The sequence below is a fragment of the Clostridium acetireducens DSM 10703 genome (assembly GCF_001758365.1).
GTDB classification, from domain to species: Bacteria; Bacillota; Clostridia; order Clostridiales; family Clostridiaceae; genus Clostridium_C; species Clostridium_C acetireducens.
Map to the genome: position 1 here is coordinate 1 of NZ_LZFO01000056.1, position 8086 is coordinate 8086.

General features: G+C 25.7%; 6 protein-coding genes, 1 tRNA gene and 1 rRNA gene. 3 read left to right on the forward strand and 5 right to left on the reverse strand.

From position 1 onward, the window contains the following. A 16S ribosomal RNA gene (locus tag CLOACE_RS11195) occupies window positions 1-105 on the reverse strand; the annotation flags it as partial. A gap of 442 nt (window positions 106-547) precedes the next feature. On the opposite strand from CLOACE_RS11195, the gene CLOACE_RS11200 reads away from it, so the two are divergent. Next, window positions 548-637 (forward strand) — tRNA-Leu (locus tag CLOACE_RS11200). A gap of 45 nt (window positions 638-682) precedes the next feature. Here the strand turns inward: CLOACE_RS11200 and CLOACE_RS11205 are convergent. Both CLOACE_RS11205 and CLOACE_RS11210 read right to left on the reverse strand, forming a co-directional pair. Then, window positions 683-1150, reverse strand: coding sequence for a hypothetical protein (locus tag CLOACE_RS11205; RefSeq protein WP_070111335.1), 468 nt, complete (start codon window positions 1148-1150; stop codon window positions 683-685). Window positions 1151-1695: 545 nt separating this feature from the next. After that, window positions 1696-2550 (reverse strand): undecaprenyl-diphosphate phosphatase, encoded by an 855-nt coding sequence (locus tag CLOACE_RS11210; protein WP_175429464.1) that lies wholly within the window; start codon window positions 2548-2550, stop codon window positions 1696-1698. Between the two features lie 256 nt (window positions 2551-2806). On the opposite strand from CLOACE_RS11210, the gene CLOACE_RS11215 reads away from it, so the two are divergent. Further along, on the forward strand, window positions 2807-3907 hold the full coding sequence (locus CLOACE_RS11215; protein WP_070111337.1) for a transglutaminase-like domain-containing protein: 1101 nt from the start codon (window positions 2807-2809) through the stop codon (window positions 3905-3907). Window positions 3908-4006: 99 nt separating this feature from the next. Here CLOACE_RS11215 and CLOACE_RS11220 read toward each other — a convergent pair whose 3' ends face one another. Further along, the gene (locus CLOACE_RS11220) at window positions 4007-4984 is read right to left on the reverse strand and encodes a type I phosphomannose isomerase catalytic subunit (protein WP_070111338.1); all 978 of its coding nucleotides are present in this window, start codon (window positions 4982-4984) and stop codon (window positions 4007-4009) included. A 645-nt stretch (window positions 4985-5629) separates the two neighbouring features. Here CLOACE_RS11220 and CLOACE_RS11225 point away from each other — a divergent pair. Next, window positions 5630-6487 (forward strand): YitT family protein, encoded by an 858-nt coding sequence (locus CLOACE_RS11225; RefSeq protein ID WP_070111339.1) that lies wholly within the window; start codon window positions 5630-5632, stop codon window positions 6485-6487. A gap of 404 nt (window positions 6488-6891) precedes the next feature. Here the strand turns inward: CLOACE_RS11225 and CLOACE_RS11230 are convergent, their stop codons facing one another. Then, the gene (locus CLOACE_RS11230; protein ID WP_070111340.1) at window positions 6892-7749 is read right to left on the reverse strand and encodes a DMT family transporter; all 858 of its coding nucleotides are present in this window, start codon (window positions 7747-7749) and stop codon (window positions 6892-6894) included. Window positions 7750-8086 lie beyond the last annotated feature (337 nt).

Below are 8086 nucleotides of genomic sequence, written 5' to 3' on the forward strand. Positions count from 1 at the left end.
CGTCCGCCGCTAATCCACTTCCCGAAGGAAGTTTCATCGCTCGACTTGCATGTGTTAGGCACGCCGCCAGCGTTCGTCCTGAGCCAGGATCAAACTCTTAATTTAAAAGTTTATCTTGCTCATTTATTTCTGTGCTGGTTTCATTTATCTGTTTAATTTTCAAAGACCAATTTTTGCTGTCCCTGACAGCTATTAAATGTTACCACAAATTTTTACGTTTGTCAACATTTTTTATGAATTAAGATACTGATTAATTACTCAGTATTTATTTTGTCGCCTTATTGCCTGACGACATGTAGTATTCTATCACATACACATTTATTTTCCTAATAAAAAAACATATATAAATATATTTATATTAATATTACTCATAATTTCTTGATTTTTCTATGTTTTTTACATATAGATACACTAGGATAAGTTAATTTACATTCATCACTTCTAAAACCTCATAGTGAACATTTTTATAAATTTATAAAAATAATTATAAAAAATCATTGACATATGATTATCAACATAATATAATTAAATCTGTTAAATAACCTATGCTGGAGTGGCGGAACAGGCAGACGCACAGGACTTAAAATCCTGCGAGCCTTAAAAGCTCGTACCGGTTCGATTCCGGTCTTCAGCACCAAGAGCCTTAGGAAATTTCCTAAGGCTCTTTTTCATTTTAATCATACTACAAATTGAAATACCTATTAACTCTTTCAGTTTCTTCTTCATCATAATCTGACATCATACAGTTTTCTAAATTAATATGTGGTTGAACATAAAAGCCTTCTTTCTTATTAACTAAATCTTTTCTTTCTAATCTAGTTCCAGCATCTTCTCCAAATAAGAGCTCCCATTCTGATTTATCAATGTATTTATCATATTCTTTATAATCATTTCTGTGTAATCTTATTGGATATTGTCCATCATAAAATAGTATAGCTTCATCGTTACCTGATATTAATATCTTTTCTACACTTGTATATATAGGTTCCTCTAGAGAATTTGAAACTATAATAAGCTTTAATTTTTCTTTTACATTTAATAGTTTCCCATATTGTATTCTAAACATTCCTATATCATTTCTCACCCATTTACCTTCATTAATTAAATCCTTTAATTTTATTATAGAGTCCACAGACTTTACTAAACTCATAAATCTTCACCTCCTTAAAATTTAGTATCTCCAATTTCAAAAAAATTTTTCACTATTTAAATCATAATGATTTTTAAAAATAGATTGTTGAATAAAAACTTCTTAATATAATTTACATATAGAAAATAATTAAAAATAAGCTATACAAAAATAATAAGCTCAGCAGACATACAGAGAGTTTGGAAATAATTAGAATGAATTTTAGACACTCTTAGAATAAAAAATAAAAAAACTCCGTAATTCATCACAGGATGTGATGAGCCAATTTCCGCACCAAGGACGGTGCATAAATTGGGTAAGAGTTTTTTTATTTTTTATTCTTAGAGTATCTTAATGAAATGACTTATTTCCAAACTCTCTGTATGTCTGCTGAGCTTATTATTTTTGTATAGCTTATTTTTAATTATTTTCTATATGCAAATTATATCAAGAAGTTTTTATTCAACAATCTATTTAGAGTTAAAGATCAAAATTCACTTTAAGTACAAAGTTTTTACTATGGCCTCCTTTTATGGAAGGCTTGTTTATATATTTGATAATATGCCTTATATAAATTTTAAAACGCCTAATATTAAAACAATTACAGCCAAAAATATTCTATAAACTGCAAATACCCTCATAGGTTTTTTCTTTAAAAACTTTATAAACTTATCTACTACTATTAGTGCCACTATAAACGATATAATAAAGCCTACTGCTAAAGCTACTAATTGTGATGTACTGCAAAGTGCAAATATATTGTGCTTATAAATAGATACTGCTGATGCACCTACCATTACGGGAATAGCTAAAAAAAATGAAAATTCTGCTGCAGCTACAGTAGAAAGACCGCTTATCCAAGCTCCAATAATTGTAGAAGCAGAACGAGACATACCTGGCCAAAGGGATAAACATTGAAATACTCCTATTATTAAAGCTTGTTTTGCATTTACATCATCTATAGTAATACCTTTATAATTATTTCTATATTTATTTTCCGCATAAATCATCCATACACCACCTACTAATAAAGCTAATGCAACTGGTATAGGGAAAAACAATTTTTCCTGTATTTTATCATGTAGTGGAAGTCCTATAGCTGCTGCTGGAAAACAAGCTATAGCTATCATAATCCAAAACCTTAATCCAGATCTTCTAGCTGGCACTCTATTACTAGGAAAAAAGTTCTTTAGTGTACTTATTATTTTTTCTTTATACAACACAACAATAGCTAATATAGCTCCTAATTGTATTACCACTTCAAACATATCCGTATAAGATTTATCATAAACTCCGTTAAATCCTATTAGTTTTCCTATAATAATCATATGTCCTGTAGAAGACACTGGTAAAAATTCCGTTATACCTTCCACTATACCTACAATAATAGATTTTAAAATTAATATAAAATCCATTTTTATATACACCACTCTTTCTAATTTTATTTTCATAAATTATGCATATATGTACAATACACAACTTTGATTATATATATTTTATTTTAATAATTCAACCTAATGTATATATATAAGATTAAAAAATAGGTTAAAATATAAATTTGCTTTTTCTTTACTCTATAAGGAAATTACTTATTTATACGATAAAAGTATTAGAATAATATATTTTGCAAATTATAGAGAGGGGGGAACTATTCTAATACGCTTTAGAATAGAATATATGAAAAACAAAAAGTACTTAATTTTTATTATATGCTTTTTTATAACAATACTTGGTTTTAGTGCCTGCAAATCTTCTAAGAACACTAAAGGTATTTTCGTAATTAAATGGAATAACATATATTCAGGAAATAACATACAATTTCATTATGAAGATCCTGAAAATATAAGCATAAAAGAAATAAATAATAAATATAAACTAAGTAAAGAAGTAAGTGGATATAAAGACGATTTTGATAAAGCTTTAAAACTTATGTATTGGATTCATAATAATTATAAATTTAAAAAGAATATTGTTACTGATTATTATGATACTTTAAGCATATTAGAAAAAACAAAAAAAGGAGATTATTTATCTGATAAAGACTTATCCATAGTTTATAGCCAAGCTGCTTCTTCTTTAAATTTATATGTAAGAAGAGGAGAATTCAAAGTAAAAGACATACAAAATAATTTAGATGATTATTATTTTAAAGTATGTGAAGTATGGAGTAATAAATACAATAAATGGATACTTATGGATGTAGCCAATGGATGTTATATGGAGCTTAATGGTGAACCCTTAAGTGCTATGGAAGTACTAAATAAAGGTATAGAAAATGTAAAAGTAAATGCTTTTAAAGAAAATAAAAAGTATTCAGATAAAATAAAAAAATACATTTATTCTTATACCATAGAAATAGACAATAACATATACGCTGCTACAAAAAGTAATTCTTATATAACTTACATTAATGAAAAAGAAATTCCTGAAATAGCTTTAAAAGATTATGTAGTACCATCAACTATATTTGTAAATAAACCAGATTTATTTACAATATCTCCTGAAACAGATTATAAAAATGCTAAACCAGATGATATACCTACATTAATTTTTCTTAAGAAAAAAAGCGAAAAACAAGAAGATACTATTACTTTAAATGGAGGAGCTTTTAAAGACAGTGGCATGGTGTCCAATTATTATATAAGTATTGACAATAATCCTTGGCAAAAAACTAATTTATATTTTTCAGTAACACTAAAAAAAGAAAATACAAATATAAGACTTTCTTTAGATGGAAAAAAAGTACTAAGAGAAGTTACTCTAGTATACAAAAATTAAAATAAATTTATTTAAATTTCTAAGCACAATTTGTAGATAAATTTTCAAATTGTGCTTAGAAATCTAATTATACTAAATAAACATTTAAGTATAATTAGACTAGTAATTAACTAATCTTAATATTTCATTATTTACATCATCAATATTAGGTACATAACTTTTTATAAGTTTCATATTTCCTACAAATTCATACATTCCTAAAGATGCAGGAATAAATATGCTTTCTCCAAATCCTATATATTCTTTTCCATTACTATATAAAATATATCCTTTTCCTTGAACACAAGTATATATATAAAATCTTTCACTATTGCTAACATCCTGAAAATTTTTATATATGTGGTACAACTCTACAGCAATATTTTTAGATATGCAATAATAAGTTTTGCTATAATTTTTTTCTTGAAACTTTAATCCCAAACTTTTTTTACACTGATTTTTTAAATCAATAACTTGAAGTGCCTTTTCTATTTGAAGTTCTCTATTTCTATTATAATCATATATCCTATATGTAATATCACTATTTTGCTGTATTTCTAAAATCATTACATCTTTTCCTATAGCATGCACTAACCCTTCTTTAACAAAAAAAACTTCTCCTTTATTTACATTTATATTATTTAAATATTTATCTATATTTCCATCATATAAAGCTTTTTCAAAATCTTTTTTTGTACAATTTTTAGTTCCTAAAATTATTTCTGAATCTTTTTTACAATCCAATACATACCAAATTTCATTTTTACCTATATCATTTTCAACATCTCTAGCATACTCACTATTAGGATGCACTTGAACTGAAAGATTATCTTCTGCATTTATTATTTTTATTAAAATAGGAAAATAATTTAGAGGAATATCTGTACCTAATAGTTTACTTCCATACTTGCTTATAAGTTTTTCTAAGCTTACACCTTTAAATACTCCATTTTTAACATTGCTTATTACATTTTTATGAAAACATACATCCCAACTTTCACCTATTTTACCTTTAGGAACATTATTTCTAAAAGAATTAAAATTTTTTCCTCCCCATATTTTCTCAAAATATATATTTTCTAATTTTAAAGGATACAAAGTTTTACCTCCAAAAAATACTAAACCCTTTATAGTATATTAAAATAAAATGTATTATATTACTCGGTTGTTGAATAAAAAAATGCTTGATATAATTTGCACATATAAAATAATTAAAAATAATCTGTACAAAAATAATAAGCTCAGCAGGCATATAGAGAGTTTGGAAATAAGTCATTTCATTAAGACACTCTAAGAATAAAAAATAAAAAAACTCCTACCCAATTTATGCCCCGTCCTTGGGGCGGAAATTGGCTCATCACGTCCTGTGATGAATTACGGAGTTTTTTTATTTTTTCTTCTAAGATTGTCTAAAATTCATTCTAATTATTTCCAAACTCTCTATATGCCTGCTGAGCTTATTATTTTTGTACAGATTATTTTTAATTATTTTATATGTGCAAATTATATCAAGCATTTTTTTATTCAACAACCTAATTATATTTTAAGAAAATGTAATTATCCTAAAAAAGCCATATTCTATTCAATTTATTAGCAATTTTATATGAAAACGAATCCTTCAGCTTATATATCTTATATATCACTATTTGCTGCGATTTTTAGATTTGTATTAAGAATTTTTTTATGCTAAGATTTATTAAAATGAAATTTTTCCTTCAATAAATCCATAGGAGGCTATATTTAATGAATAAAACTTTAAAAGATTATGCTTTGTTGCTATTAGGAAGTATTTTATTTTCTGTTTACACTTGTGTATTTTTAATACCAGCTGAGATAGGCACTGGTGGAATTACTGGTATAGCGTTGTGTTTAAATAAATTATTTGGTTTTAAAATTGGTTTTTTAACAATTGTTTTAAATATTCCTTTGTTTATATTTGGTTATAAATTAATAGGTAGAAAATTTGCTTTTAGAAGTGGATTAGTAGTTATAATTTCTTCAATAATAATAGATTACTCTCATGAATTTGTAAAAATTCAACCTTTAGGTGACACTTTACTTTCAGCTATATTTTGTGGTGTAACTTCTGGTATTGCCATGTCACTTCTTTTTGTATCTGGCGGCTCTACTGGAGGACTTGATATATCCGGTAAAATTATAAATCACTCTTTTAAATCATTAGAGCTTCCAAAAATACTTTTAGCACAAGATATTTTAGTATACACTCTTGTAGCTTTTGTATTTGGTCCCAAAGCAATAATGTACACATTAATAATGAGTTTTATAAGATCAAAAACTATGGATGCTTTTCAAAGAGGATTTGCCTCCTCTATGCAATGTATAATAATATGCGAAAACTCTGAGTTAATAATGAATGCTATTAAAAGTAAATTATTAAGAGGGGCAACTATACTAGATGCAATGGGTGGTTACTCCAGCACTAATAAGAAGTTTATATATGTAGTAATACAAAAAAATCAATTAGGACTATTAAGAAAATTAGTAAGTGAAATAGAGCCCCATGCTTTCGTAGCAATATCTCCAGTAAACAATATACTAGGAAATTACAAAAATTTTGCTCTATCTTTCTATCAAAATTAATTATAGAGTATATCTAATAAAAAAATAATAAAACAAATAAAAAATAATTCATATAATTAGCACATAGAAAATAATTAAAAATAATCTGTACAAAAATAATAAGCCCAGCAGGCATACAGAGAGTTTGGAAATAATTAGAATGAATTTTAGAGACTCTAAGAAGAAAAAATAAAAAAACTCCGTAATTCATCACAGGACGTGATGAGCCAATTTCCGCCCCAAGGACGGGGCATAAATTGGGTAGGAGTTTTTTTATTTTTTATTCTTAGAGTCTCTTAATGAAATGACTTATTTCCAAACTCTCTGTATGCCTGCTGGGCTTATTATTTTTGTACAGATTATTTTTAATTATTTTCTATGTGCTAATTATATGAATTATTTTTATTTGTTTTATTATTTTTTTATTATTTTTTTATTAGATATACTCCCCCTATCACTAAAAATGCTCCTATTATTTGCATTATAGTTACTGATTCTTTTAAAAATATAATAGAAGTAATCATAGCAGTAGGTATTTCTAAATTTCCTATTATAGATACTTTTAAAGCTCCTATTTTATTTATAGCAGCATATAAAAGTGTTAAGGGAATTATTTCACAAAATATTGCTAATATAAATATATAAAATAAACTTTCTAATGATAAATGGGTTTTAAATATAAATAATGGAGATTTATAAATAATTAAAGTTATTAAAGAAAATAAAGTGGAATAAGCATTTACGGTTAATGGATTAATATTAATTAACTTTTCTTCTGCATAAACATTCATAAATGCATAAAATACTGCACATAGTAAGCCTATAATTATACCTTTAATAGGATATCTTATACTTTCAGATAAAACATTTAATGTTAGTATAGCTCCAATAAAAGCTAATATTAAAGCCACTACTCTTTTTTTATTTACTTTCCCTTTTTTAAACAAAACAGTATATATAAATACCATTATAGGATATGTATATAAAAGCATAGTTACTACTGCTACGGGTAAATATTCAAAAGCAGTATAATAAGAAATAGTCATAAAAGTATTTCCAACTAACCCTAACACAACTAATGAAAAAATTTGTTTTTTAGTTACTTTTAACATTTCTTTATTTTGTATTAATATAATTAAAAACATAATAGTAACTGCTACTGCATATTGCATTATAAGCAATGATATAGAATCTAATCCAGACTTATATGCAAGCTTAACAAATATTCCCGCACTACCAAATAAAATAGCAGATATTATTGCATAAATATAGCCTTTCTTCATTTTTTACCTTCCTTATATTATAATTTTACACTTTAATATATTATTAACCTTTTTATTCTACTATATTTATATTTTATTAATCTAGTTTATTGAATAAAAAAAAGCTTGATATAATTTGCACATATAAAATAACTATAAATAATCTATATAAAAATTATAAGAGCAGTAGGCATACAGAGAGTTTTAAAATAATTAGAATGAATTTTAGAGACTCTTAGAAGAAAAAATAAAAAAACTCCGTAATTCATCACAGGACGTGATGAGCCAATTTCCGCCCCAAGGACGGGGCATAAATTGGGTAGGAGTTTTTTTATTTTTTATTCTTAGAGTGTCTTAA